The sequence below is a fragment of the Mesorhizobium sp. M0174 genome (assembly GCF_040322275.1).
Lineage (GTDB): Bacteria > Pseudomonadota > Alphaproteobacteria > Rhizobiales > Rhizobiaceae > Mesorhizobium.
Genome location: NZ_JAMYTB010000067.1, coordinates 1 through 1,100, shown reverse-complemented (window position 1 = coordinate 1,100; position 1,100 = coordinate 1). Strand labels below are relative to the sequence as shown.

The 1,100-nt window shown below is 64.6% G+C and carries 1 protein-coding gene; it reads left to right on the top strand.

The window, feature by feature from the left end; translation table 11 throughout:
- Positions 1-289: 289 nt before the first annotated feature.
- Complete coding sequence (locus tag NKJ13_RS31505) at positions 290-931, top strand: YceH family protein (protein ID WP_352738331.1); 642 nt, start codon at positions 290-292, stop codon at positions 929-931.
- The last annotated feature ends 169 nt before the right edge of the window (positions 932-1,100 follow it).

Genomic DNA, 1,100 nt, shown 5'->3' with positions numbered 1-1,100 from the left:
CCGCACAAACTCCAGCTTCTGTTTCATCGCGCTCGTGTCCTCGAATGGCATCCCGAACCCCCCAGCGCAAAGCGCGCCAAACTGTTCGCGATGTCCTCGCACAGCTGTTCGCGATGTCCCCGGTCCAAACAGGGGGGAGATTGGCCGTCATCTTGGCTTTCGCTAATCTCCACCATTGCAAGAATGGACGCACACCGTTGAAGCTGCCGATCTCCCCCCTTGCGGGGGAGATGTCCGGCAGGACAGAGGGGGGTGCTGTCCCTCCGGCCTCAGAAGGATAGCCGATCCAATGACCGACTCCGACCTTCCCATCCTCTCTCCCATCGAAGCGCGCGTCCTCGGCTGCCTGATCGAGAAGAAGGAACTGACGCCGGACGTCTATCCGCTGACGCTCAATGCAGCACATGCGGCGGCCAACCAGAAAACGGCGCGCGAGCCGGTAATGTCGGTCGAGGTTGGCGAAGTCAGAAGGGCGCTTGGCCAGCTCGAGCAGAAGGGCCTCGTCAGGCAGGTGTTCGCGTCGCGCGTCGAGCGCTATGAGCATGTCGTGGCACAGCGCTTTTCCCTGACCTCGGCGCAGATCGCGCTGCTCGGCCTGTTGTTGCTGCGCGGCCCGCAGACGGCCTATGAATTGCTGGCGCGAAGCGAGCGCCTGGCGCGGTTGCCGTCGATCGACGAGCTTCGCGGCAATCTCGATCTGCTGATCGGCCGAAGGCCGCCACTGGTGCAGCAGATCGATCGCGGCCCAGGCCAGCGCGAGGATCGCTATGTCCATCTGCTCAGCGGGCCGGTGCAGCTGTCGACTGCAGCAGCGCCCTTGCAATCGTCCTCGCCGGCCTCGGATCTGGAGACGCGCGTACAGGCCCTCGAGGAGGAGGTCGCGGCATTGCGCGCCCGCCTGGATGCGCTGACCGGCGAAGGCACTACATAGTCACTCGAACGTCGGCGATCCTTCGCGCCCCCCTCTGCCCTGCCGGGCATCTCCCCCTCAAGGGGGTGTTTGGACCGGGGACATCGCGAACAGGTGTGCGAGGACATCGCGAACAGTTTGGCGCGCTTTGCGCTGGGGGGTTCGGGATGCCATTCGAGGACACGAGCGC

Bases quoted from the DNA above. Each gene is read 5' to 3' on its own strand.
- NKJ13_RS31505 (WP_352738331.1), top strand. From the start codon at position 290: ATGACCGACTCCGACCTTCCCATCCTCTCTCCCATCGAAGCGCGCGTC.